Origin of the sequence: Salinilacihabitans rarus, from assembly GCF_024296665.1 — an archaeon.
Taxonomy (GTDB): Archaea; Halobacteriota; Halobacteria; order Halobacteriales; family Natrialbaceae; genus Salinilacihabitans; species Salinilacihabitans rarus.
The window spans coordinates 3032221-3055682 of record NZ_CP100762.1 but is presented as its reverse complement, the minus strand read 5'-3'; the positions used below and the strand labels follow the sequence as shown (position 1 = coordinate 3055682).

General features: G+C 71.7%; 27 protein-coding genes. 12 read left to right on the top strand and 15 right to left on the bottom strand.

All coding sequences use genetic code 11. The features are described from left to right. Positions 1-28: 28 nt before the first annotated feature. Together NKG98_RS16065 and NKG98_RS16060 are read right to left on the bottom strand one after the other, a co-directional pair. Complete coding sequence (locus tag NKG98_RS16065; RefSeq protein ID WP_254767121.1) at positions 29-1282, bottom strand: tRNA (N(6)-L-threonylcarbamoyladenosine(37)-C(2))-methylthiotransferase; 1254 nt, start codon at positions 1280-1282, stop codon at positions 29-31. 69 nt (positions 1283-1351) lie between these two features. After that, the gene (locus NKG98_RS16060; protein ID WP_254767120.1) at positions 1352-2371 is read right to left on the bottom strand and encodes an AI-2E family transporter; all 1020 of its coding nucleotides are present in this window, start codon (positions 2369-2371) and stop codon (positions 1352-1354) included. Positions 2372-2535: 164 nt separating this feature from the next. On the opposite strand from NKG98_RS16060, the gene NKG98_RS16055 reads away from it, so the two are divergent. Then, positions 2536-3252 (top strand): DUF547 domain-containing protein, encoded by a 717-nt coding sequence (locus NKG98_RS16055; RefSeq protein ID WP_254767118.1) that lies wholly within the window; start codon positions 2536-2538, stop codon positions 3250-3252. Here NKG98_RS16055 and NKG98_RS16050 read toward each other — a convergent pair. Then, positions 3249-3428, bottom strand: a complete 180-nt coding sequence (locus tag NKG98_RS16050) for a C2H2-type zinc finger protein (RefSeq protein ID WP_254767116.1) — start codon at positions 3426-3428, stop codon at positions 3249-3251. The genes NKG98_RS16055 and NKG98_RS16050 overlap by 4 nt on opposite strands. A gap of 85 nt (positions 3429-3513) precedes the next feature. Continuing rightward, positions 3514-4110 (bottom strand): amphi-Trp domain-containing protein, encoded by a 597-nt coding sequence (locus NKG98_RS16045; RefSeq protein ID WP_254767114.1) that lies wholly within the window; start codon positions 4108-4110, stop codon positions 3514-3516. A 92-nt stretch (positions 4111-4202) separates the two neighbouring features. Between NKG98_RS16045 and NKG98_RS16040 the strand changes: the two genes are divergently transcribed. Next, positions 4203-4967, top strand: a complete 765-nt coding sequence (locus NKG98_RS16040) for an HNH endonuclease (RefSeq protein WP_254767113.1) — start codon at positions 4203-4205, stop codon at positions 4965-4967. On the opposite strand, the gene NKG98_RS16035 is transcribed toward NKG98_RS16040, so the two are convergent. From NKG98_RS16035 to NKG98_RS16015, 5 genes are all read right to left on the bottom strand, one after another. After that, positions 4964-5689 (bottom strand): guanosine phosphorylase, encoded by a 726-nt coding sequence (locus NKG98_RS16035; RefSeq protein ID WP_254767111.1) that lies wholly within the window; start codon positions 5687-5689, stop codon positions 4964-4966. The genes NKG98_RS16040 and NKG98_RS16035 overlap by 4 nt on opposite strands. Before the next feature lie 44 nt (positions 5690-5733). Next, on the bottom strand, positions 5734-6042 hold the full coding sequence (locus NKG98_RS16030; RefSeq protein ID WP_254767109.1) for a HalOD1 output domain-containing protein: 309 nt from the start codon (positions 6040-6042) through the stop codon (positions 5734-5736). Between the two features lie 110 nt (positions 6043-6152). Next, positions 6153-7064 (bottom strand): ATP-dependent ribose-1-phosphate kinase, encoded by a 912-nt coding sequence (locus NKG98_RS16025; RefSeq protein WP_254767107.1) that lies wholly within the window; start codon positions 7062-7064, stop codon positions 6153-6155. 46 nt (positions 7065-7110) lie between these two features. Further along, on the bottom strand, positions 7111-7932 hold the full coding sequence (locus tag NKG98_RS16020; protein WP_254767106.1) for a DUF63 family protein: 822 nt from the start codon (positions 7930-7932) through the stop codon (positions 7111-7113). Positions 7933-8035: 103 nt separating this feature from the next. Further along, on the bottom strand, positions 8036-9016 hold the full coding sequence (locus NKG98_RS16015) for a ribose 1,5-bisphosphate isomerase (protein ID WP_254767105.1): 981 nt from the start codon (positions 9014-9016) through the stop codon (positions 8036-8038). Between the two features lie 72 nt (positions 9017-9088). On the opposite strand from NKG98_RS16015, the gene deoC reads away from it, so the two are divergent. Together deoC and NKG98_RS16005 are read left to right on the top strand one after the other, a co-directional pair. Continuing rightward, the gene (gene deoC, locus NKG98_RS16010; protein ID WP_254767103.1) at positions 9089-9727 is read left to right on the top strand and encodes a deoxyribose-phosphate aldolase; all 639 of its coding nucleotides are present in this window, start codon (positions 9089-9091) and stop codon (positions 9725-9727) included. A gap of 95 nt (positions 9728-9822) precedes the next feature. Continuing rightward, positions 9823-11199, top strand: coding sequence for an HPP family protein (locus NKG98_RS16005; protein ID WP_254767102.1), 1377 nt, complete (start codon positions 9823-9825; stop codon positions 11197-11199). On the opposite strand, the gene NKG98_RS16000 is transcribed toward NKG98_RS16005, so the two are convergent. Beyond that, positions 11200-12372, bottom strand: a complete 1173-nt coding sequence (locus tag NKG98_RS16000) for an NAD-binding protein (RefSeq protein ID WP_254767101.1) — start codon at positions 12370-12372, stop codon at positions 11200-11202. A gap of 103 nt (positions 12373-12475) precedes the next feature. Between NKG98_RS16000 and NKG98_RS15995 the strand changes: the two genes are divergently transcribed. Genes NKG98_RS15995 through NKG98_RS15985 form a run of 3 tightly spaced genes read left to right on the top strand, consistent with a single transcriptional unit; the run spans position 12476 to position 15208 of the window. After that, positions 12476-13702 (top strand): TrkA C-terminal domain-containing protein, encoded by a 1227-nt coding sequence (locus NKG98_RS15995; protein ID WP_254767100.1) that lies wholly within the window; start codon positions 12476-12478, stop codon positions 13700-13702. Continuing rightward, a complete protein-coding gene (locus tag NKG98_RS15990; protein ID WP_254767099.1) occupies positions 13699-14901 on the top strand; it encodes a TrkA C-terminal domain-containing protein in 1203 nt (400 codons plus the stop codon). Before NKG98_RS15995 ends, NKG98_RS15990 begins: the two co-directional genes overlap by 4 nt. 31 nt (positions 14902-14932) lie before the next feature. Then, positions 14933-15208: a ubiquitin-like small modifier protein 1 gene (locus NKG98_RS15985; protein ID WP_254767098.1), complete on the top strand. Its 276-nt coding sequence runs from the start codon at positions 14933-14935 to the stop codon at positions 15206-15208. Here NKG98_RS15985 and NKG98_RS15980 read toward each other — a convergent pair. The 3 genes from NKG98_RS15980 to NKG98_RS15970 are packed head-to-tail and all read right to left on the bottom strand — an operon-like array spanning position 15205 to position 17672. Further along, on the bottom strand, positions 15205-16125 hold the full coding sequence (locus NKG98_RS15980; RefSeq protein ID WP_254769484.1) for a GNAT family N-acetyltransferase: 921 nt from the start codon (positions 16123-16125) through the stop codon (positions 15205-15207). The two genes, NKG98_RS15985 and NKG98_RS15980, sit on opposite strands and share 4 nt — an antisense overlap. 5 nt (positions 16126-16130) lie before the next feature. Then, positions 16131-17426 (bottom strand): Glu-tRNA(Gln) amidotransferase subunit GatD, encoded by a 1296-nt coding sequence (gene gatD / locus NKG98_RS15975; RefSeq protein WP_254767097.1) that lies wholly within the window; start codon positions 17424-17426, stop codon positions 16131-16133. 48 nt (positions 17427-17474) lie between these two features. Beyond that, positions 17475-17672 (bottom strand): hypothetical protein, encoded by a 198-nt coding sequence (locus NKG98_RS15970; RefSeq protein WP_254767096.1) that lies wholly within the window; start codon positions 17670-17672, stop codon positions 17475-17477. Between the two features lie 104 nt (positions 17673-17776). Between NKG98_RS15970 and NKG98_RS15965 the strand changes: the two genes are divergently transcribed. Continuing rightward, positions 17777-18352: a DUF456 domain-containing protein gene (locus NKG98_RS15965; RefSeq protein WP_254767094.1), complete on the top strand. Its 576-nt coding sequence runs from the start codon at positions 17777-17779 to the stop codon at positions 18350-18352. Here NKG98_RS15965 and NKG98_RS15960 read toward each other — a convergent pair. Next, positions 18349-19008: a metalloregulator ArsR/SmtB family transcription factor gene (locus NKG98_RS15960; protein WP_254767092.1), complete on the bottom strand. Its 660-nt coding sequence runs from the start codon at positions 19006-19008 to the stop codon at positions 18349-18351. The two genes, NKG98_RS15965 and NKG98_RS15960, sit on opposite strands and share 4 nt — an antisense overlap. Positions 19009-19061: 53 nt before the next feature. Then, positions 19062-19703, bottom strand: coding sequence for an ABC transporter C-terminal domain-containing protein (locus NKG98_RS15955; protein WP_254767090.1), 642 nt, complete (start codon positions 19701-19703; stop codon positions 19062-19064). Between the two features lie 201 nt (positions 19704-19904). Here NKG98_RS15955 and NKG98_RS15950 point away from each other — a divergent pair, with 201 nt between their 5' ends. The 4 genes from NKG98_RS15950 (at position 19905) to NKG98_RS15935 (ending at position 23324) form a co-directional block, all read left to right on the top strand. After that, positions 19905-20264 carry a DUF5802 family protein gene (locus tag NKG98_RS15950; RefSeq protein ID WP_254767088.1) on the top strand — a complete coding sequence of 120 codons (360 nt, stop codon included), beginning with the start codon at positions 19905-19907 and terminating at the stop codon, positions 20262-20264. Between the two features lie 28 nt (positions 20265-20292). Beyond that, positions 20293-21198, top strand: a complete 906-nt coding sequence (locus NKG98_RS15945; RefSeq protein ID WP_254767087.1) for a Vms1/Ankzf1 family peptidyl-tRNA hydrolase — start codon at positions 20293-20295, stop codon at positions 21196-21198. 75 nt (positions 21199-21273) lie between these two features. Next, the gene (locus NKG98_RS15940; protein ID WP_254767085.1) at positions 21274-22293 is read left to right on the top strand and encodes an N-acetyltransferase DgcN family protein; all 1020 of its coding nucleotides are present in this window, start codon (positions 21274-21276) and stop codon (positions 22291-22293) included. Beyond that, a complete protein-coding gene (locus NKG98_RS15935; RefSeq protein ID WP_254767084.1) occupies positions 22290-23324 on the top strand; it encodes a dipeptide epimerase in 1035 nt (344 codons plus the stop codon). Before NKG98_RS15940 ends, NKG98_RS15935 begins: the two co-directional genes overlap by 4 nt. Positions 23325-23462 lie beyond the last annotated feature (138 nt).

The window sequence follows — 23462 nt, the reverse complement described above, 5'->3', positions numbered from 1 at the left end:
TCGTTCTCGGAGGCAGCGCGAGAAGCGGTCAGACCGGCTCCGCGAACGCGTACACCGTGTTGTGCCCCGTCACTTCGAGGTCGACGAAGTCGCCGGGTTCGAGGCCGTGCTCGCTCGCGTTCTGCACGACGAGTTGGCGGTACGCCGAGTCGCGACACTTCACGGAGTCGCCGGTGCCCTCCTCGACGACGAGGACGTCCTCGCGGACGTCGCCGACCATCGCCTCGTAGGCCTCGCCGACGACGTCCATCTTCAGGTCGGTCATCTCGCTCGACCGCTCCTTCTTGACCGTCCCGCCGAGGCCCTTCATCTCGGCGGCGTCGGTCCCCGGCCGCTTCGAGAAGCGGGTGACGTTGATCTTCTCGGGGCGGACCTCCCGGAGGAGCGCCAGCGACCGCTCGTGGTCGGCCCCGGTCTCGGTGGGGAAGCCGACGATGAAGTCCGTCGAGAGCGTCCAGTAGTCGAGGCGGGCGTCGAACGCCGCGACGACCTCGCGGAACTCCCGGACCTGGTGCTGGCGGCGCATGTCCCCGAGCACGTCGTCGCTGCCCGACTGGACGGGCGCGTGCAGGAAGTCGTAGAGTTTCTCGTTGTCGGCGAAGACCGCGGCGAGTTCCTCGCGGATGCCGTGGACGCCCTTCGGGTTGGCCATCCCGACGCGCACGCGGAACTCGCCGTCGATCTCACAGATGCGCTCGAGCAGTTCGTGGAGCTTTCGCTCGCCCGTATCCCAGCCGTAGACGCCCGTGTCCTGACCGGTGATCCGGATCTCCTTCGCGCCGGCGTGGACGAGCGCGCGGGCCTTCTCGACGTTCTCCTCGACGGGCGGGGAGTCGATCTTGCCCGTCGCGTGCTTGGTGATGCAGTAGGAACAGTCCGACATACAGCCCCGGGCGATCGGGAGGATGCCGACGACGCCGTCGAGTACGGGTTCGACGTCCGGGCCGGGGGTCGGGCACTCGCCGTTCGTGACGGCGGCGGGGACGTCGTCCCAGTGGAGGATCCGGGCGTCGACGTCCTCCTTCCGGAACTCCTCGCCCTGTGCGAGCGCCATACAGCCGGTGACGATGAGGTCGGCGGTCTCGCGTTCGAGTTCTTTGGCCCGGCGGAGCATGTTGCGCTCCGTCTTCTCGACGACGGTACAGGTGTTCATGATGGCGACGTCGGCCCCCTCCGGCCCGTCGACGCGGTAGTGGCCGGCGTCGCGGAGCGCAGACTCGATCTGCCGGCTCTCACCCCGGTTGGAGGTACAGCCGTACGTCTCGATGTGGTACCGGGCCATTCGTGTCCTCGTCGGGCCCGGCCGGGCAAAAGGGCGACGGATCGTCCCCCGTCGAGGCGGCGACGAGGCTCAGGTGCCGGCCCGGCCGTCGCCGAGGCGGTCGTAGTGGTCGTCGACGACGGCGAGGACCGCCTTGAGCGCTCCGAGGACGACCGGACCGTAGAACAGGCCCATGATGCCGAAGGCGTAGATCCCCCCGAGGACGCCGAGAATGATCACCGCGGGGCTGAGTTCGGCGTAGCGGTCGACGATGATCGGCCGGAGGTAGTCGTCGGAGATGCTGACGACGATCGCGCTGTAGACGAACAGCGCGACGGCGAGGAGGGGCTCGCCGGTCAGCGCGAGGTAGACGACGGCGGGCCCCCAGACGAGGAACGCCCCGACCAGCGGGATCAGCGCGAGGACGATCATCGCGGTCGTCCAGAAGGCGGCGTTGGGGATCCCCGTCGCGAACAGCCCGAGGCCGGCGATGACCCCCTGAACGATCGCGATGAGGACGTGCCCGAGCAACACCGCCCGCATGACCTCGTCGAGTTCGGCGTAGAGGTCGTTCTGGACGTCCGCGGGCAGCGGCGTCCGCTCGTGGATCCACGCGAGCAGCGAGTCGCCGTCTTTCAGCAGGTAGTAGACGAGAAAGAGCGCCACCCCGGTCCCGATCAGGACGTGCGTGAGCGTCGAGAACAGTTCGGTCGTCCGCTCGAACGCCACCATCCCGATCTCGCGGCTGGCGTCCGAGAGCTGCCCGACGACGTCGACTTCCAGCCCGGTCCGCTCCTCGATCCGCACTTCGATCTCCGTGAGCTGAAACGCCTCGGGGTCGAACCCCCGGAGGACCCGCAGCGCCTCCTGGACGACGACCGCCGAGAGCAGGAAGGTGGGCGCGAGGATGCCGGCGATCGCGAGCAGGAGGAGGAGAAACGCCGCCACCGTCGGCGACACCTCCGATTCGAGGCGTCGCTGGAGGGGGTAGAGCACGTACGCGACGAGCACCGCCGCGAGGACGTACTGGAGGAACGGCAACACCAGCAGTACCGAGAGGACGGCGAGCACGGCGACGAGGGCGAGGAGGTACCCTTTGCTGAGGTTCACGTGTGTCAATTAGATGTACGGTTGTATAAATCCGTCACCGTTCGCCGCCGGGTCGTGGCGGGCGACGGCGGGGTGGGAACGGTGACGGACCTGTCCGACCTGCTGACAGTCGGATCACCCTCCCACACGCCTTCAAGTCGCTGGTGGCCGTAGGAGGGCCACGAATGTCGACGCAACTCGACCCGCTTTCCATCTCGGCGGATCTCCTCTACGCGGTGAAAACCGACGGGGATCCGGACGAGTTGCGCGACGAACTCGCGAGGCTCGATCGAGGGCGGCTGTCGCGGGCGCTCTCGGGCCGCGAGCAGCGCCTCGCGTTCTGGCTCAACTGCTACAACGCCTACGCACAGGTGCTTCTGGAGGCCGATCCGTCGCCGCTTTCGGGGAGCGTCCTCGGCCGCTGGAAGTTCGTCGTCAGAGACCGGGTGCCCGTCGGCGGCGTCTGGCTGAGCCTCAACGACATCGAACACGGGATGCTCCGGAGTTCGAAGCACCCGTGGGGGATGGGCTACCTGCCGCGGCCGTTCCCGTCGTCGTTCGAGCAGACGTTCCGCCTCGAGGAGGTCGACCCCCGGATCCACTTCGCGCTGAGCCGCGGCGCCGAAAGCTGTCCGCCGATCGCGGTCTACTCGCCCGTCGACGTCGACGAGGAACTCGACATCGCCACCGAGTGGTACCTGGAGGAGAACGTGACCTACGACCCGGCGGACGAGGTGGCGACCGTCCCCCGGCTGTTCCTGTGGTACCGCGGGGACTTCGGCGGCAGGCGGGGCGTCGTCGAGTTCCTCCGGGAGTACGACGCGGTCCCCGAGGGGGCGACCCCCTCCCTCGAGTACGACGAGTACGACTGGTCGGTCGACGTCGGCGACTTCCGGGGCTAGGGCCGCGGCGGCGGGTCGACGTCGTCGAGTTCGTCGACGTACGCGAGCAGCAACGCCCCGAATTCGGCCCCGTCGTGGTCCGCGCGGAGGTGCGACCGCAGGTCGCGCTCGCGCTCGAAGGCGTCGCGACAGAGCGGACACTCGCTCGTTCGGCCGTCGAGGGACTCGACTGGCACGGATACGATTCGGCCCGCAGCGACGTATGGTACCCGCCCGCGATGGCAAGCCGCGGTCCCGTTCCGGACCCACCGTGGGGGTCGTCTAGTCTTCGAGGCGGTCGATCCGCGCCGCCGGCGCGATCCGCATCACGCCGCGGGCCGCCCGCTCGGCGTTCGAGCGCGAGGTGTAGCCCTCGCCGCTGTCGGCGACGATGTTCCCGTTCCAGTGGACGAGCCGCCAGCGCCACTCGCCCGCGCGGTCGCGGTAGATTTCGAACCGGCTCCGGCGTCCGCCCGCGCCGCCGGCCTCGTCCCCGGAGTCGGAGACCACCCCCTCGGCCGGGATCACCGCGGCGGCCGGATCCGCGTCGTCGGGACCCGTCGCGGACGGCTCGTCGGCGTCCGTGTCCGCGTCCGCCGGCGGGTGCCCCTCGGCCCCCGCCCCCGCGCGGACGGTCGGCGCCGCAGAGTCCTCCTCCCACTCCAGTCCGAGGTCGATCCCCGCGGTCGGCGGGTCCCCCTCGCGCTCGACCGCCAGTTCGAGCGAGAGTCGCGACGGGAACGCGAGCGAGACGGTTTCGTCGTCGGCGGCGATCCGCGCGGGGCGGCCCTCTTCGAGCGCCGCCGCGACCTCCGCGAAGACGGCCGCGAGTTCGTCGCGGTCGGCGGTTCGTTCGAGTTCGAACGGCGTCTCTGCCATGCGCCACCGTAAGTCGAGGAGCGGGTTAAGCGGTGGTGCCCGCGACCCCGGGAGCCGGAGCGTTTTTGTCGGCTCGCTCCCTTCGCCGTCCCGTGACCTCCCCCGAGTCCCGCGACGACCGTGGCGCAGTTCGCGACCGAGACGGCTCCGCCTGTCTGCACTGCGGGGCCGACGGCGACGCCCTCCGGACGTACCCGGTCGGCGACGGGCCGGCCGACGGCTGCCACGAGAGTGCCCTCGCCACGGTCTGTGCGGACTGCGCCGACCGCCTCCGCGGGCGGGCGGACGGGATCGAGACCGGGGGCGACCTCTTCGAGGCGCTCCGGGCGGCGACGCGGACGCAAGGGGAGGCGGTTTCGGACGCGGCCGCGTTCGCCTCGCTCGCGACGTCGCTGCCCGGGGCGCTCGCGGCGGACGACGAACCGGAACCGGACTACCCCGGCGCCCGGCGCGAACTCCTCGTAGCGATCGCCGTCGTCGACGCGGACCTCCGTCGGTTGGAGGCGGTCGACGCCGCGGCGCTCGGCCCGGACGTGGCGGCGGCGTTCGAGGCGTTCTCGTCGACCGCCGAGCGACTGCAGGCGCAACTGCGCGACCTCGTCGCGCTGGCCGAGACGGCCGCCGACGGCCTCGGCCGGTGTCACGCCTGCTTCGAGCCCCTCGACGGCGGCGCCACCCGGTGTCCCGCCTGCGACGCCGCCCGTCCCGACGCGGACGCGTGGCTGGCCGAAGACGGGACGATAGCGTTCGATCGGCTGTTCGCGGCGGTAAACGACGCGCTCCGGGAGAGCACGGAGACGACCGAGGACCTCACCGCACGGACGACCGCGCTGGCGGAGGCGCTCGTCGGGGACTAGAGCCGGGTCGCGGCCTCGAGCGCGATGTCGATGGCGCGGCCGACGTTGTTCTTCGCCTTCTCGGGGAGTTCGTCGTCCTCGGTGTCGGTCCCCTTCTGGGTGCCCTCGACGAGGTTGCCGTCGACGGTACAGATCGCGCCGGCGCCCAGCCCCTTGCGACGCGCGAGCGAGAAGACCGCGGCGGCCTCCATCTCGACAGCGAGCAGGCCGGCGGCCTCCCAGTCCTCGACGGCGTCGTCGGACTCGGCGTAGTAGGCGTCGTCGCTGACGATCGGGCCGACGTGAACGATCTCGTCCTCGCTCGCGGCGTCGACCAGCGCCGACAGCACCTCGTAGTCCGGCACCGCGGGGTACTCGACGGCCTCGTAGCGCTTCGAGGTGCCCTCGTTCTTCGCCGCGCCGGTCGCGACGACCATGTCGCCGATCTCGATGTCCGACTGCAACGCCCCGGTGGTGCCGACGCGGACGAACGTCTCGACGCCGACGTTCGACAGTTCCTCGACGGCGATGGCGGCCGACGGACAGCCGATCCCCGTCGAACAGATCGTCAGGTCGCGGTCGCCGTAGGTCGCGTCGACGACCTTGTACTCGCGGTTTCGCGCGACCGTCTCGGCCTCGTCGCAGTGGTCGGCGATGCGGTCGACGCGACCGGGGTCGCCGGGGATCAACGCGAGGTCGGTCACGTCGCCGTCGTCGACCAACAGGTGGGGCTGGGTTGCCATACGCTCCGGTTCCGGCGGGGACGGCAAAAAGGGTCCGTCTCCGGTCAGCCGTCCGCGTAGACGCGGACGCTCCCGGGACGGACGACGACGGTCGCGTCGTCGACGTCGAATCGCACCCGGCCGTTCGGCCGCGGGCCGGCAGTGTAGCGGTCCGCGAAGAGCGCGTCGAGGGCCTCCGGGTCGACGTAGTCGTACAGCCGCGTCGTCATCTCGGTGACGTCTTCGCCGTAGAATTCCGCGAGCGCCGCCACGACGGCAATGCTCGGTGGTTCGTCCTCGCTCCGGTCGTATCGGACGCGTCGGCCGTACCCCCCACTTCCGGGTACAAGCCCACCAGTCGTGCGTTCACTCATGTCTCTCTCACGTCGCCGTGACGCTCTACTCCGAAAGGCAACGTCGACTGACATATAGCTACCGTCAGACGCCAGCCCCTGAGAACTTCAGCGGGCGCTGGGACCCCCAGCTACTCCGTTTGTCCGTAAACACCTTCGGGTCCGTATCGCGTCGCGAGAAAGTCGTCGACCGCCGCCGCCGTCGGGGCGCTGCGCGCGCCCTCCTCGCTCGCGGCGAGCGCGCCGCAGGCGTTGGCGAACTCCAGGGCGCGCTCGACGTCGTCGGTCTCGATGCTCGTCGCGATGTAGCCGGCGGCGAAGGCGTCGCCCGCGCCGGTCGTGTCGACGACCGCGACCTCGAAGCCGGGGTGGACGTACGTCCCGCCGGGCGCGTGGACCTCGGCGCCGTCCTCGCCGCGTTTGACGACCACCGTGCGGTCGGCGAGGTCGGAGTCGGGGAACTCGTCGGCGAGCATCGCCTCGACCTCGCGGTCGGTGGCGAAGATCACGTCCGCGCGTTCGAGCGCCGCCGAGTAGTCGCGCTCGGCGAGGCGCCGGCCGGGGTCGAAGCTGACGGGAATCCCCGCCTCGTCGGCGATCCGGGCGATGCGGGCGGCGGTGTCGGGCCGCTGGCTCGTGAGGTGAACGTGCGAGGCCGCGCGGACCCGCGCCGGGTCGACGTCGCCGGGTTCGACCGCCTCGTTGACGCCGTCGTTGCCGAGGACCGCGACCTCGCCCTCGTCGTCGACGAGCAGGTACTTCACGGCCGTCTCGGCGTCCTCGACGATCCGGAGGCCGTCGAGCGAGACGCCCGTCGCCTCCAGTTCGCGCCGCGCGAGCAGGCCGTTGTCGTCGTCGCCGACGCTGCCGATCAGTTCGCTCTCGCAGTCGAGGCCGGCCAGCGCGGCGGCGACGTTGGCGGCGCTCCCGCCGCCGGACTGGCGCTGTGAGCGGATCGCCGCTTCCCCGTCCGGTTCGGGCAACTGATCGACGCGGAGGGTCACGTCCCAGTTGACGTGACCCGCGGTGAGCACGGTGACCATACCGAGAGAGTCGAGAGAACTACCTCCTGCGGGAAAACGTTGCCGTCTAGGCGACGGCGAACAGGAGCACGTTGTGGACGCCGGGGCCGAGGCCGACCGCCGCGATCAGCCCGAGGAGGACCCGGGCGCGGCGGGGCTCCTCGCGGACGAAGTCGGTGAACAGGCCGACGATGACCAGCGCGAGCGCGACCTTGACGAGGACGAACAGCCAGCCGGCGCCGATGTACTCGTAGGTGGGCAGCGCCTCGCCCGCTTCGAGGATGACCTGCGAGGCCGGCACGTCCTCGACCGCGCCGAGGACGTCGTAGCCGACGGCCGTCGAGACGCCGTCCAGAGCGTGCGAGAAGACGACGAGCGCGCCGGTGACGCCGGTGACCGCCGCGACCTCGGTGAACCACAGGCTGAGCGCGATCCAGGCGAGCGCCGCGACGACGCCCGTGACGACGACGGCGATCACGGGCCAGAACGGGTCGAACGTCTCGAGTTCCCAGCGGATCAGCAACGTGAAGCCGGCGAAGGCCGCGAAGGAGAAGGCGCCGACGACGCCCACGAAGCGCTCGATCGACCGCTGGAGGCCCGCCGCGTAGAGGACGCTGCCGAGGATCCAGACGGACCCCGCGACGGTCGCCGTCGTCAGATAGACCGTCGGTGCGCTGAACAGCACCTTGGCCGCCGGCGGGTACGCCTCGATCTGGTAGAGGACGTACAGCGTCGAGCCGAGCATCATCCACGGCGCGAACGCGACGACGGTCCTGTCGGTCACCGGCGGGTCGATCACCCACAGCAGCGCGACGACCCCTGCGAGCAGCAGGAGCAACGGTACGAGCACGTACCACGGCGGCATCACGAACCCCTCCGGAAACACCATACGGACACAGGGAGAGGGCAGTAACTAACAGTTTCCGGTTAGCATCGGCGTTAGTTGAACGCCGAGCGGGTGGATCGAAGTTCCGGGCCGCGAGCCGCCCGGCTCAGACGCTCCACGGGTCGTCGGTCGTCGCGCCGAACAGTTCGCGCATGAGCGTGACGATGCTCTCGGGTGGGTACTGGCCGTGCTCGGTGACGATGGCGTCGACGTGTCGCGGCGGGGTGACGTCGAACGCCGGGTTCTCGACGACGAATCCCTCGTCGTCGGGGTCGCCGCCGGTGATCTCGGCGCGCTCCGGTTCGGGGAGCACCTCCCGCTCGTCGCGCATCTCGATCTCGACGGTGTGGCCGGTCATCGTGTCCGGGTGGAGCTTGATCGTCTGGGCGGCGACCATCACCGGGACGCCCCGCTCGCGGGCGTTGACCGCCAGCCCGCTGGTGCCGATCTTGTTGATGACGCTGCCGTCGGCGGCGATGCTGTCGGCGCCGACCAGCACGTGGTCCGCGTCGTCGAGGTAACGCCGCGTGGCGTTGTCGACGACGAGCGTCACCGGCACGTCCCACTCGCGCAGTTGCCGGGCCGTGATGTGGCCCTGCTTTCGCGGCCGGGTCTCCTTGACGATGGCCTCGACGTGCTTGCCGTCCTCGACGGCCGCCTCGACACAGGAGAGGGCGTCCGTCGAGTGGCAGTGGGTCATCACGACGTCGCCGTCGCGCAGGCGGTTGGCGCCGATGCGCCCGAGTTTCTCCTGGGCCTGCGAGAGGTCCGCGCGGAACCGCTCGGCGCGGTCGATCGTCGACGCACGCAGGTCGGCGACCGTCTCGCCCTCCATCCCCCGGAGGACGAACCGGAGGGCGTTCGGCAGGCTGACCGCCGTCGGGCGCGTCTCGTACAGCTCCCGCGCCGCGGCCCGGAGCTGGGCGCGAAACGCCGCCGGGTCGGCCGCCTCCGAGCGCTCGGCCTGCGTCGCGAGCGCCCCGGCCGCGGCGTCCGCGATGGTCGCGGCGCCCCGGATATCCATCTCGGCGATGTCGTCGGCGACGGCCGTCACGGCCGGATCGACTGCGGGCTGCTGGTCGCTCATGCGCGTCCGTTGGTCGCCGCGGGCAAAAAGCGACCGGGCGGATTTTTACCCGTCCGGCGAGTCGACCTCCGCATGAACCGACGCGACCTCGCGGCGCTGATCGACCACACCGTCCTCGGCCCGGAGACGACGCCCGCGGACGTCCGCGCCGTCCTCGCGGACGCCGACGAGTACGGAATGAACGCCTGCGTCCCGCCGTGTTACGTCGGCGAGGCCGCCGCGGAGTACCCCGACGTCACGCTCGCGACCGTGATCGGCTTCCCCCACGGCCAGAACGCCCGCGAGGTCAAGCGCCGCGAGGGCGTCAACGCGTGGAAGGCCGGCGCCGACGAACTCGACGTCGTGATCAACGTCGGCCGGCTGAAAGCGGGCGAGGACGACGCCGTCGCCGCCGAACTCGAAGAACTCGTCGCGGCCGTCCCGATCCCCGTGAAGGTGATCGTCGAGACCGCGTTGCTCTCCGAGGCGGAGAAACACCGCGCCTGCGAGGCGGCCGTCGACGCCGACGCCGCGATGGTCAAGACGTCGACCGGCTTCGCCGAGGGCGGTGCGACCGTCGCCGACGTCGAACTGATGAGCGAGTACCTCCCCGTCAAGGCCAGCGGCGGGATCGGCAGCTACGAGGAGGCGGTGGCGATGGTCGAGGCGGGCGCGGAGCGGATCGGCGCCTCCAGCGGCGTCGCGATCCTCGACGGCGCGCCGGAGCGCTGACGGTTCGGCCGTCCCGCCGGACGATCCGGACACGGGTGGGCCGACCGCGGAGCCGAAGGCTTTCCCCGCTCCCCGTTAAACGGACGCCATCGACGATGCTCCGGGGAGTCGCGGCGCGGTGTCGGGCGGTCGGTCGGCGACTGCGGCGCGTCGAGCGGCGCGGACTCGACGCGTTCCTGCGCTGGATCGAGCACACGGGCAACCTGTTGCACCTCTCGGTGCTCGTGTTCGTCCCGCTGTCGATCGCGGTGGTGACGTGGCTGTCGAACGCGACCGCGGTCGTCTCGTTCCTCGTGTTCCCGCCGCTTGCCTCCGGGACGTACACCCTCTTTGCCGACCCCGAGGGGCCGTACTCGACGCCGGGGACGTTCGTCGGCGGGATGACCGCCGGCGCGCTCTGTGGCTGGCTGGCGCTCGCGGTCGCCGACGCCCTGTCGCTCGGCGGCGGCGCCGTCAGCCCCGCCGGCGCGGCGCTCGGCATCTTTCTGACCGGCGCGGTCACGTGGGCGCTCGACCTCGAGGAACCGACCGCGTTCTCGACCGCGCTGCTCGTGTTCGTCACCGGCAACGCCCAACTCGCGTACGTCCTCGGGATCGCCGTCTCCAGCGCGTTCGTCGCGGCGGCGTTCGTCCTCTGGCGCGACCGGTTCTACCAGAAGCGGGCGCGGTACCTCTACCGGACGACGAAAGGCGACGACCACGTCCTCGTCCCGATGCGCGACGGCGGGGAGACCGCCGCCCGGTTCGCGGCGACGCTCGCGAGCGCCCACGACGCGGGGAAGGTGGTGCTGTTCGACGTCGTCGACGAGGGGGACGACGAGGACGACCCCGAAGCGCGCGCCGAGGCGGCCGGGCGTCGCCTCGACGCGGTCGCCTCCCGGCTGACCGACGAGTACGACGTCCCCTGCGAGGTGGTCGTCGCGGTCGACGGCCACGTCACCTCGGGGGCCGCCCTCCATGCCGCGCGACGGAACAACTGCGACCTGATCGTCACCCCCTACGAGGAGCACCCCCGCGGCGGCCTCTCCTCGTTCGTCAAGGGAGTGTTCGACGGCGAGATCGACGCCGTGGCGTTCCGCCCGTCGGACGGGACGGAGCGCTGGCGGCGGGCCCTCGTCGCGGTCCGAGGGGCGACCGACGCCGCCCACGGGATGATCGACTTCGCGCTGCGGGCGACCGCCCCGGCCGGCCTCGTGGGCGTCTGCACCTGCATCGACCGGGAGTCGCGCCGGCGCGACGCGGAGTCGACGCTGTCGGACCTCGTCGAGGCGTTCGACGGCCGCTTCGAGACGCAGGTCGCGAACGCGCCGGTCGAGGACCACCTCGAACGCATCTCGCCGCGGTACGACGTGCTGTTCGTCGGGTCGAGCACGGATCGCTCCGGCGCCTCGCGGTTCGTCTCGCCGCCGACGTTCGAGCGTCTGCGGGACGTAGAGGCCGACGTCGCCATCGTCCACCGGGGGCGACACTGACTACTCGTCGAGGATGCGGTCGACGGTGGCCGACTCGTCGGCGCCGAGCGCCGAGCGCACGAGCAGGTGGCCGCCGAGGACGGCGGGGCTGATGACGGCGTCGGCGCCGGCGCGTTCGAGTTTGCGGATGTTCTCGCGGTCGGTGGCCGCGGAGACGATGCGGACGTCCGGGCGCAACTGGCGGGCGGTGAGGATCGCGAGCGCGTCCTCGGCGTCGTGGTTCGTCGCGACGACGACCGCCCGCGCCCGGTCGACGTTGGCCCGCCGGAGCGGGTCCTCGTCGCTGGGGTTGCCCGTGACGACCGGAATCCCCCGATCGGCGAGGTCGGGGACGACGTCCCGGTTCGCGGTGACGACGACGAACGCCGCGTCGCCGTCGGCGAGTTCGTCGACGATCGGTTCGGTCAGTTCCCCGTAGCCGAGCACGAGGACGTGGTTTTCGAGGAGTTCGAGCTCTGAGTCTGTCATCTTTCCGAGTGCTTTCGAGAGTCTCGCCTGAATGGCCGGGCCGACGAGCACCCCGATGGCGATACCGAAACTGGCGACCCCGAGGACGAGGACGGACAGCGAGAACAGTTTGGCGGCCGGGCTGGTGGGGGTGATGTCGCCGTAGCCGACGGTGCTCGCGGTGACGAGGGTGTAGTAGAACGCGTCGAGGGCGGTCTCCATCCCGTCGAACTGTTCGCGGAGGGCGTACGAGCCGGCGGTCCCGTAGGCGAGTACGCCCACGAGCGCGCCGCCGGCGGCGATCTGGGTGGTCGACAGCGAGACCTGCCGGTCGAACCGCGAGCGCGTGACCAGGAGGACGGGCAGCGCGACGAGCGAGAAACCGATCAGCGGCAGCGAGTAGCGGCTGGCCTGGAGGGCGCCCTGAATCGCCGTCACCGGCAGGAGGATCACCGTCGCGTACCAGCCTGCGCGCAGCCCGCGGCGCAACGCGAGCGCCGCCGCGACCATCAGGAACCCGGTCAGCGCGCCGGTGAAGCCGACCGCTTGCTGGATCATCGGCGGCACGTGCGGGGCCAGCGGGCCGAAGTCGGCGGCCTGCTGTTCGATGTTGACGATGCCGGTGACGACCGACAGCCCGGCGACGAGCAACGCGAGCCAGACGGCAGCCCGCGTCGACAGAATCCGGTGCCAGTCGTCCGGCCGTCTCCCCGCCCCGTCGCTCATACTCACGCGTCCGGGACGGGGTGGCATAAACGTCCCCGTCTCGGCCGCCGGTTCGGCTGCCGGGGTCGGCACGCCTTTACGCGTCGCCCGCGACGGCCCGGCCATGGCACTCCCCGTAGAGGTCTTGCTCGGGATCTACCTCGGACTCCTGACGGGAATCGTCCCCGCGTTCGTCTCCGGCACGCTCGGGTTCCTCGTCCGGTACGTCACCGGCGTCACCCTCCCCTCGTTCGGCGTCGTCGTCCTCGCGCTCTCGATCGCGAGCGTTCAGGGCGGGCTGCTCGGACTGGTCGAGCCGACGATCGCCCGGTCCCCGCGGCTGTTCGTCGCCGTCCTCGTCGTCCTCATGCTCGCGCTGTACGCCCACAATCAGGGGGACAGACTCGGCGCCGAACTCCCGCGGCACGTCTCGCTCACCCAGCTTCGCAAGCGGACCCTCTCGGCGGACGTCGTCGAGATGGTCGGCGGGATCGGCCACGTGACGGTACGTCCCCACGGCGGAATCGCGGACGTGGAGGGGTACCCGCCGCTGTCGCCCGACCTCCGGGCGACGCTCGCGGCCGGCACCTGGCGGCTGCCCGCGGACCTCCCGCTGGCGGAACTCGAAACCCGCCTCGAAGAGCGCCTGCGGACCGACCACGACCTCGCGGACGTCGCGGTCTCGCTCGACGAGCGCGGTCGGGCGACGATCGCCGCCGCGCCGCCGACCAGCGCGCTCTCGAAGCGCGTCCCCGAGGGCCAGCGGGCCGTCTCGCTGGCGACGCCCGTCCCGACGGGGCTCGCCCGCGGCGACGAGGTCGACCTCCGCGTCGACGGCGCGACGGTCCGGGGGACCGTGCTGAGCGCCCGCGGCGAGGCCGACGAGCGGGCCGCGGCCGGCCCCGACGCCGCGACCGCGCCCGTCGCCCCCGACGAGACGGGCGAAGCGGGTGAGGGGCCGGTCCGGCCGGACCGCGCGCCCGGGACGGCCACCGCGGGCGGCCCCGGCCGGGTGACCGTCGCCGTCGCCCGCCGGGAGGCGCGCACGGTGCTCGGGGCCGACCGTCCGGCCGTGATCGTCCGCTCGCGGGGGACCAGCCGGGAGTTCGAGGCGCTCTCGCTGCTGCGGCGGGCCGGCGACGCGATCCGGCGGGTCGCCGTCGGGTCGACGGCGGCGCCGACGGACGGCGTGCAGGTCCTGGCGGTCCGGCGCGGGGGGAGCGAAACTGGCGGCCGCCGGCGCGGCTGGGTGTTCGTCCCGGGGATCGAGCGTCCGCTCGAACCCGGCGACGAGGCGTTCGTCGCGGGGAGCGAGGACGCCCTCGAAGCGTTCACGGAGGCCGCGCGATGAGCGCCCCCGTCGCGGTCGCGACGGCCGCCGAGGGGGTCCCGGCCGCCGAGACGGTCCTCGCGGCCGCGGTCCGCATCCTCGGGTTCAGCCTGCTCTCGGGCGGCGTCGCCGCCGGCGTGGCGCTGCTCTACCGGTGGTACGGCGACGAGGAACTCCCCGACGGCGTCGCCGTCCTGGTGGGCGTCTCGGCCGTCGCGATCTGGCTGAACACGCAGACGACGCTCCAGGAGGCGATCCTCGGCGAGTCGGACCTGCTCGACCCCGCCGTCGCCGTCTACACCGTCCTCGCGTTCGCCGTCAGCGCGATCGCCGCCGACGCCGGCCGCCGCCTCGGCGACCGGATGGGCCGGGACGTCACCGTCGCGACGCCGACCCGGATCGACGACGTCAGCCAGCTACTGCGCTCGGCCGGCCGGGTCGTCGCCGTCGACCTCCCGAAGACCGTCAGGGACGCCGACGGCTACGATCCCGTCGACCCGGCGACGAAAGCCGAACTCGCCGGCGAGACGCTGCTGTTCCCGCGACGGCTCTCGACCGAGGCGCTTCGCGAGCGGCTGGTCGCCCGCCTCGAACGCGACTACGGGGTCGGCCACGTCGACGTCGACCTCGCGGCCGACGGGACCGTCGAGTACCTCGCGGTCGGGAGCCGCCAGTCGGGGCTCGGGCCGACGCTCGCGCCCGGCACCGTCGCGGTCGCCGTCCGGGGCGACCCGGCGCCGGACGCCAGTCCGGGCGACGCCGTCGACGTGTGGGCCGTCGAGGGCGCCGCGAGGCGGGTCGCGAGCGCCGAACTGCGCGCGACCGCGGGCGACGTCGTCACCCTCGCGGTCGACGCCGGCACCGCGCCGGCGCTCGACCCCGAACGCGAGTACCGGCTGGTCACCCTGCCGGGATCGCCCGACGCCGGCCGGGAGTTCGTCTCCCTGCTCCGGGCGGCCGACGAGACGATCGCGACGCTCCGCGTCGGCGCGGACGACCCGCTCGCCGGAGCGCCCGTCGGCTCGCTCCCCGTGTTCGTTCTCGCCGTCGAGCGCGACGGGACCGTGGTCTCGCTGCCCGACGCCGACGAGCGCCTCGCGGCCGGCGACGTCTGCTACGTCCTCGGGCGGCCGGAGGCACTGCGGCGGGCGGGCGAGACGTCGGCCGACCGCCCGCCGGCGCGCGAGGAGGAAGCGGGCGAGCGGGCGGCGGGGCGGTAGCTACTTGAGTCCGGCGCGGATACCGCCGCCTATGGAGTGGAAGCTGTTCGCCGACCTCGCCGAGCGCGCGGGCGACCGCCGGGTGTCGGTCGACGCCGGCCCGGGCGAGACCGTCGGCGACGCCCTCGAGGCGCTGCTGGCCGACCGGCCCGCGCTGCGCGAGCGGGTGCTCGACGAGGACGGCGACCTGCGCTCGGAGATCAACGTCCTCCGGAACGGCGGCGACGTCCGCGCCGACGGCGGCCTCGAAACGGAACTCGAGGACGGCGACGAACTGGCGCTGTTCCCGCCGGTCAGCGGCGGTTAGTACCGCCCGGCGAGGTCGGCCCCGAGCACGAAGTCCGGTTCCTCGGAGATGTCGGCGCCGGCGTAGGAGGCGTCGCTGACGGCCGTCGGCGTCTCGGGGATCAGCACCCGCGTGCGGTCGGCGCCGAGTTCGGCCGCGTCGCGGGCGACCGCGGCGAACAGCGAGCGCGCCGCGTCGACGTCGTCCCAGGCGGCGACGCCGTACTCGGCCCAGGTCTCGGTCCCGCCGTCGTCGCCCTCGCGGTCGTAACTGCGGACGCGGTAGGCCGCCCCGACGGTTCCGTCGCGTTCGACCGCGAAAACGGCCGTCTCCGTCCCCTCGTCGAACAGCTCGAAGTCCCCGCGGGTGAGTTCGCGCATCGCCCACGTCTCCTCGGGGGCGAACGCCAGCCCGCGCAGGTGGCGGCGGGCGTCGCTGTGGGTCCAGTAGCGCCACGCCGCCGCGGGATCGGTCGCGACCGGGTCCGGCCCCGTCGCGTCGGGGTCGGGTTCGGGGTGGGCGAAACGAAACTCCGTCGTCGGCTCGAAGCCGGCCGACCGGGCCGCGCCGAGGGAGGCGGCGTTCCACGAGAAGATCATGATCCGGCCGACGGTGGCGCCCTTCCCGCGGGCCCACTCGAAGCAGGCCTCGTTGAGCCGACCGCTCAGCCCCTGACGCTGGTAGGCCGGGTTCACGCGCATGCCCTGGAACCAGGCCTCGTCCTCGGAGAGCATCACGGCCTGGACGATGCCGGCGACGTCGTCGCCCGCGTCGGCGAGGAACGTCTTCTTGTGGGTCTCGTCCTCGTCTTCGAGCCAGTCGTGGTAGATCCGGGGGATGTAGTCGCCGCCGCGGTCCTCCCAGAGGGTCTCGGTGAACGCCTTCACGCCCTCGTAGTCGTCGTGTCTCGCGCGCCGAATTTCGATGCCGACCGGCACGGCGATCACTCCCAGGGGACCGACCGCTCCTGCAGTTCGCCCGCGAGCGACGTGCCCATCGCCTCCTCGACGTCGTCGAAACGCCCGGCGTTTCGACCGCCAGCAGCGCTCCGTTCAGCGCCGTCGTCGGCGTTGGCGAGCGCCCACATCAGCTTCACCGTCGCCGTCCCGGGGAGGGTGTCGCCAGCCTCGATCACGCCCGCGTCGAGCAGGTCGCGACCGGTGTCGTAGACGCGGTCACAGACCCGCCCTTCGAGACACTGGCTGGTCATGACGACCGTCGTCCCGTCGTCGACCAACGCCTCGATCCGCGGGATCAGGTCGGTGTGGACGTGGCCCAGCCCCGTCCCTTCGAGGACCAGTCCCGCCTTGCCCTCGACGACGTCGAGGAGTGCGGGGTCCATCCCGGGCGTGAACTTGAGGAGTTCGACCTCGTCTTCGAGGTCGGGGGCGATCGCGAGGTCGCTCTCGCCGCGCTCGCGGTGGTCGCGCCGGAACGTCACCTCGCCGGTCTCGTAGTCGACCTCGCCCAGCGGCTTCGCGCCGACCGTCTCGAACGCGTCCCGGCGGGAGGTGTGGTTCTTCCGGACGCGGGTGCCGCGGTGGAGCGCGCAGACGTCGTCGCTCTCGCTTGCGTGCATGCAGACGAGCACCTCCGCGCAGTCGCTCTTGGCCGCCTCGACCGCACAGACCGCGTTCATCACGTTGTCCGAGGACGGGCGGTCGGCCGACCGCTGGCTGCCCGTGAAGACGATCGGAACGGGCGTCTCCAGCGCGAACGCCAGCGCCGCCGCGGAGTACTGCATCGTGTCGGTGCCGTGCATGACGACGACGCCGTCGGCGCCGGCCGCGATCTCCTCGTGGACGGCCTCGGCGAGGTCCCGCCAGATGGACGGCTCCATGTTCTCCGACAGGATGTTCGCGACGACCCGGCCGCGGTAGTTCGCCCGGCCCGCGAGGTCCGGGACGGCACGCAGGACGTCCTCGGCGTCGAACTGGGCGGTGACGGCGCCGGTGCGGTAGTCGACCGTCGAGGCGATGGTCCCGCCGGTCGAGATCAGGGCGATCGTCGGCAGGTCGTCGTCGAACTCGACTTCGGAACTCGCCTCGTCCTCGTCGCCGTTCCCGACGTCGTAGACGTCCGGTTCGAGCACCTCGACGTCGGCCGCGGCGCGGTCGACGCCGACGTTGTAGCCGCCTTCGAGTTTGACGACGAGGTTGTCGTCGGTGCTCGAGGGGAGCAACACGCCCTCGTAGGTCCGCGCGCCGCGCTCGACGCGGACGCGGTCTCCGGGATTCATGGGTGGCGCTTGCGCGTCCGCGGACTTGAAGCCACCCTTTTGCCGGGGTCAGCCGAGCAGGCCAAGCAGGACGACGAACGCCCCGGCCGTGATCAGCCCGCCGGCGAACAGCGCCACCAGCAGTCGCAGCGACGCCCGGACCTCCTCGGAGATCGTCAGCCCCGGCAGGAGCCGCTTCGCGGCGTAGAGCGCCCCGACCCCCGCGGCGACGGCCGCCAGCCCGGCGACGACGAGGACGGCGTTCATGACGCGGGGATACGACCGGCGACGGCAAAAGCGACCGGCCGGAGGGCAGCGCGAGGGACGAACCGAGGGGAAAGGCCTTGGCGACGGCGACCGTCCACTGGGGCATGAGCGAGCGCTCGGACGAGGCGACGCGGAACCGGGAGCCGGACGGCCCGCGCTCGACGGACGACCTCCTCGACGAGACCGACCGGCTGCTCTCTGACGCCGGGACCGCTCGCGCGCCGGCCGACGAGACGGACGCACGCGGCGGGGACGTCGCGGGCGCGACCGCCTCGCGGGCGCCAGAGGGCGAGGCCGACGCGACGGAGCGGGACTCGCGACTCGCGCTCTCGGGGCTCTTCTCGCCGAAGGGGTTCCTCGCGGTCGTGCTCGTCCTCGGGGCGGGCCTGCTCGTCGGCGGGACGGCGTTCCCGTTCGCCGGCGTCGGGCGCTTCCTCGGCCTCGGCGTCGCCGCGTTCCTCGTCGGCCTCGTCGGCTCCCGGCGGCGCTACCTCGAGACCGCGGTCGCGGGCGCCTCGGTCGGCGGCGTCGCCGCGACCCTCGATTTCGTGACGGTCGCGCTGCTCGGCGGGTCGACCCGGACGCTGGTGGCGGCGGGCGCGGGCGCCGGCGCGCTCGCCTGCCTGCTCGGCTACTACTTCGGGCGGGACCTGCGCGACGGGCTCACCCGGGACGTCTAGGCCTCGGTCGCGAGTTCCCAGCCGCGCTCGGTGCGCCGGACGATCCCCTCGTCGGCCATCACCTCGAGCAGGTCGGCGGTGACCTCGCGGGGGACGCCGATGTCGTGGCTGAGGTCGGCGACGCTCTTTGGCTCCGTGCGGATGCTCGCGAGCAGGTCGGCGTAGATCCGGCTCTCGGGGCCGGCACCGATCTCCGAGGAGATCGTATTGAGGACGTCGTACAGCTGTCCCTGGACCCACCGCTGGGCCAGCGAGAGTTCGTTCTCGACCTGTTCCAGGTCCTCGAGGGCCGCCAGCAGATCGTCGAGGTCGTCGGCATCGTCCCAGGAGACGTCGAGCGAGACGTGCCGGCAGGTGGTGATGTCGAAGCCGTTGCTCGCGGGGTAGGCGCTCTTGCTCGCGAAGCCGTACGGCGAGACGTTCACCTCGAGGCGGACGTTCCGTGCGATGTGGAAGTACTTCCGGCGCTGGTCGTCGACGTGGCTCTCGACGAGTCCCGCCTCCTCCAGTTTCCGCAGGTGCTCGATCACCGCCTTGGGACTCACGCCGAGGTACTCCGAGATCTCCGTCACGTAACAGGGTTTCCGGGCCAGCAGCCGGAGGATCCGTCTCCGGTTCTCGTTCCCGAGCAGGTCCAGCAACGCGGCGGAGTCCATCGACCGGAGATTAGCGACGGGCGCTGAAAAGCGTGTCTGCTCGCGCCGAGCCGTCAGTCGTCGTCGTTCGGCGCGTCGCCGTCACCGTTCGCGTCGTCTTTCTGCGGGCCGTCGGGAGTGCCCGCGCCGGCTCCGGGCGTGTCATCGGGCGGGCCCCGCGGGGGCTCGACCCCGGCGATGCCCTTCGCGACCGCGGCGACCTCCGGGCCGGAGAGTTCGGCGACGTTCCCCCGGAGCGTCCGGATCTCGGTGGGATCGGCCCCCGACTCGACCGCCCGGGTCTCGGTGTCGTTCAGCGCCCGTTCGAGCGCCGATATCTCGACGGCCAGCCGCGTCATCCGGGCGTCGTAGGCTGGCTGTGGCAGGTCGCCCTCGCGTTCCTCGAGGGCGGCGCGCTCGGCTTCGAGGGCGTCGAGTTTCGCCTCGAGGGTGCGCGTGCGGTCGGAGACGACGGCCGCACGCTCGTCGGGAGCGGCGCGCTCGTAGGAGGCGTCGAACATCCCCGCTTCGACGGCGTCGTCGACGCCGGCGGTGTTCGAGTGCATGAACGTGTTCACCTCGGCGCCCATCGACGTCTCGTTCGTCCCTTCGTCCCCTCCGTCGTCGGTCGCCCCGTCGAGCGCCGCGCCGGCGGGCGCCAGTGCGAGCCCGACGACGATCAGCGCGACGAGTACTACGGCGCGGCTCGCGGTCATTACGAGACACGTACCGACGGATATCTTAAAAAGACGGACCTCCGTTCGAACCGTTCAATCCGCGATATCAACCGTTCAGGGTCGTTCGAAGCGTTCGACCCGATTCCGGTGGTCACGCCGGTAGCGGACCGCTCTGAAAGCGCTCGGACTTAAGCCGTCCGGGGAATAGTTATGGGCGTTCGCCCCCTGTGTAGTGGTACCATGTTCGAGGTGTTCTCGCGGAGCTACTATCTCGGACGCCTCTTCGTGACACCCATCGACGGCGACCGCGCCGTCATGCAGCGCCGCCAGCACGAACGGATCAACGAGGAAGTGTACGCGACCGGAGAAGGGATCGAGCGCCTCGACGCGCCGCTCGTGATGAAACTCGAGTCGAACCACTTCCCCGTCCACGGCGACGACGGCGTCCCCGCCGACACCCTCGCCGTCCCCGAGTCGCTGCTCGACGGGACGCGCATCCGCAACCCGCCGGCCCTCCGCGAGGTGTTCCTCGCCCGCCGCGAGCGCGCCCGCCAGCTCCTCTCGTTCGCCGGCGAGGGGCTGCCCGACGTCGGAACCTAGAAGTGCCGTCACTCCCCGCGTTCACCCGATGATCGACGAGCTACTCGGCCGCGCGTCGCTGAAGGCGCGCATCGACGAGCTCGAGGAGGAAAACGAGCGGCTCCGACGCCGCTACGAGGCCGAGTCCGACCGCCGCGCCGAGGCCGTCACCGAAAGACAGGCGGCCGAAGAGCGGCTGAACCGCCTCGAAGACCGCATCGCCCAGCTCGAAGGCGAACTCGAACGCCGCGAGGACGACGACAGCGCCGACCTCTCGTTTCGCCGGCGCGAGCGCCTGCGCGGCCCCCGCCTCGCGGAGGTGCTCGACCGCCTCGAATCGTTCGAGACGGGGCCCGAGGGGGCGCTGACGGCCGCCGTCGGCGCCGACGGCGACGTTCCCGAGGCGGTCGCGGACGCCCTCGGCGAGCGGGCGACGCTCGTCGAGGCGGCCGCCCCCTGCGTCGTCTGCGCCGACGACGCCGGCGTCGTCTCGGTCGCCCTCGGCCCGCCAGTCGCGCCCGACGTGGCGGCGACGTGGAGCGACCGGTTCGCCCTCGACCGCGAGTGGTTCCGCCCGAGCGGCCGGTTCGCCCTCGCGCTCGTGCGCGCGGACCTGTTCGCGCTCGGCGTCTACGAGGGCGACGAGCGCGTCGACACCCGCGGCTTCGAGAGCGACGTGAAAGGCGACCACTCGAAGGGCGGCTTCTCGCAGGCGCGCTTCGAGCGCATCCGCGACGAACAGATCGACGACCACCTCGAAGCGTGCCGGGAGGCGCTCGCGGACCGCGACGCCGACCGCCTGTACCTCGTCGGCCAGCGCGGGGCGGTCGACGCGCTCGTCGACCGGGGCGTCGACCCGGACGCGACCGCCGCCGTCGACGCGACGGGTGAGCCGGCGGCCGCGCTCGACGACGCCTTCCGCTCGTTCTGGACGGCCGAACTGTACGTCGTCTAAGGGGGCGTCGGAGGCCGTCGTCGACGGTCTGCCGCGGTATCTACCGTTAAGTACCCGGTCCGCCTTGGCCCGGGTATGCGCGTCGCGATTCTCGCCCACGAGAAGTTTCCGGACGGAGCCAAGACCGCCCTCGGCGTGCTCCGGTACGCCGACTACGAGGTCGCCGCGGTACTCGACCGCGACCGGCCCGCAGACCGGGTGAACGATCTGGTCCCGGACGTTCGGGACGCTCCCATCGTCTCCGGGGTGTCCGACCTCGACCCCGACGCCGCCGACGCCCTGCTGATCGGCATCGCCCCCGTCGGCGGCGGCTTCGAGGACGGCTGGCGCGAGGACGTCAGGACGGCGCTCGAACGCGGCTGGGACGTCGTCTCGGGGCTGCACTACTTCCTCGAAGACGACGAGGAGTTCGCCGCCCTCGCGGCCGAGTACGGCGGCGAACTGCGGGACGTCCGCAGGCCCCACGACGACGTCACCGTCGCCGAGGGGGTCGCCGGCGAGGTCGACGCCGAGGTGATCCTCACCGTCGGCACCGACTGTAACGTCGGGAAGATGACCGCGACGATGGAACTGGCGCGGGCGGCCGAGGAACGAGGTCACGACGCCGCCGTGATCCCGACCGGACAGACCGGCATCATGATCGAGGGCTGGGGGAACCCGGTCGACCGCGTCGTCAGCGACTTCACCGCCGGCGCCGTCGAGGAGATGATCGTCGCGAAAGGCGACGAACACGACTACCTCTTCGTCGAGGGGCAGGGCACCATTATCCACCCCGCCTACTCGGCGGTCACCTGCGGCATCCTCCACGGCTCGCGGGCGGACAAACTGGTGCTCTGTCACGAGGCCGGCCGCGAGACGATCGCCCACGGCTACGACACCGCGATTCCGCCGATCCCCACCTACGTCGACCTCTACGAGGGGCTGGCCGAACCGGTCTCGCCCGCACGCGTCCACGCCGGCGCGCTCAACACTTACGGGATCGACGACGACGGGGCGGCCCGCGACGCCGTCGAGGAGTACGCGGACGCTCTCGGCGCGCCCGCGACCGACCTCGTCCGCTTCGGCGCCGAGGGGGTGCTCGACGCGCTCCTATGAGCCTCGAAACCTCCTTCGAGCGCCGCTCGCTCCCGCTCGAGTTCCCATTCACCATCGCCCGCGGCACGCAGACCCACGCGGAGGTCGTGTTCGTCGAGGTCGAGGACGACGGCACCGTCGGAATCGGCGGCGCCGGTCCCTCGGCACACTACGGCGAGACGGCCGCCACCGTCGAGGCCGTCCTCCCCGACCTGCTCGCGGTCGTCGAGGACGTCGGCGACCCCCACCAGCTCGCCCGGATCGAGCGCCGGATGCGCGAGACGGTCGAGCGCAACCCCGCCGCCCGCTGTGCGGTCAGCGTCGCCCTGCACGACCTCGTCGCCAAGCGTCTCGACGTGCCGCTGTACCGCTACTGGGGGCTGGACCCGGCCGAGACCGTCGAGACCTCCTACACCATCGGCATCGACGACACGGAGACGATGCGCGAGAAGACCGAACTCGCCCTCGAACGCGGCCACGGGACGCTGAAGGTGAAACTCGGCACCGACCGCGACGAGGAGATCGTTCGAACGATCCGCGAGACCGCACCGGACGCGCGACTGTACGTCGACGCCAACGAGGCCTGGACGCCGAAGGAGGCCGTACGGAAGATCGACCGCCTCGCCGCGTACGACCTCGAGTTCGTCGAGCAGCCAGTCCCCGCCGAGAACCCCGGGGGACTGCGCTACGTCTACGAGCGCTCGTCGTTGCCGATCGCCGCCGACGAGTCCTGCATCACCGCCGACGACGTGCCACAGGTTGCGGGTCGGTGCGACGTCGCCAACCTCAAACTCATGAAGTGTGGTGGCCTCCGGGAGGCGATCCGGATCGTCCACGCCGCACGCGCCCACGGCCTGCAGGTGATGTGTGGCTGTATGTCCGAATCGAACGCCTCCATCGCCGCCGCCTGCCACCTCGCGCCGCTGCTCGACTACGCCGACCTCGACGGCTCGCTGCTGCTCGCCGAGGACCCCGTCGACGGCGTCCCGCTGCCCGGCGGGCGGATCGATCTGGAAGCACTCGACCGGCCCGGCACCGGCGCGCGGCGGTAGCGTCGACGGTCGACCGTTCTCGCGATGGTGTCCCAAGAGTCCTCTTCCGAGCGCCGTGTTCCAAGAGTTCTCTTCCGAGTACCGTATTGAAAGAAAAACGTTTTCAATACGGCATCGTGATACGCCCATTACCGACGG